Below are 407 nucleotides of genomic sequence, written 5' to 3'. Positions count from 1 at the left end.
GTGCTGGACGCGCTGAACACGCGTTCCATCCAGCTTGGGCATGCCGAGCTGCTTGCGACCCTGACGAAGGAAAAGCAGGACCTGTTCTTGCCGATCATTCTGCAAGAGAAAAAGACGGTGGCGGACCTCAAGAAGGCCATCGAACAAGCTGCCTGCAACCTGAAGGACGCGATCTTCGACAAGAGCGAGTGTGCGACATGCGCGCACAACTCGGAATTGCAGTCGGTGATGTTTTCCGAGGCGATTTCCTCCGGTAGCTGTACCAACCCGACCTGCTACAAGGGCAAGACCGAGACGCAGCTGGAAGGTATCTCGTACGGCCTGAAGGACGAATACCCGGTTATCCGTATCGTCCGCGCTGGCGACAACCACACGCGCGTGCAATTGCAGGTGGAGGGACCGACGGG

1 protein-coding gene is annotated in these 407 nt (G+C 58.5%); it reads left to right on the top strand.

Going from position 1 to position 407, the window contains the following annotated elements:
• A partial coding sequence (locus tag D7X55_RS42055) for a hypothetical protein (RefSeq protein ID WP_199747475.1) occupies positions 1–407 on the top strand: 407 nt, incomplete at both ends.

The organism is Corallococcus sp. AB049A (assembly GCF_003668885.1).
In the GTDB taxonomy this organism is placed as follows: domain Bacteria; phylum Myxococcota; class Myxococcia; order Myxococcales; family Myxococcaceae; genus Corallococcus; species Corallococcus interemptor.
Note: the sequence above shows the minus strand (reverse complement) of the source record. Positions and strands in the feature narration are given on the sequence as shown.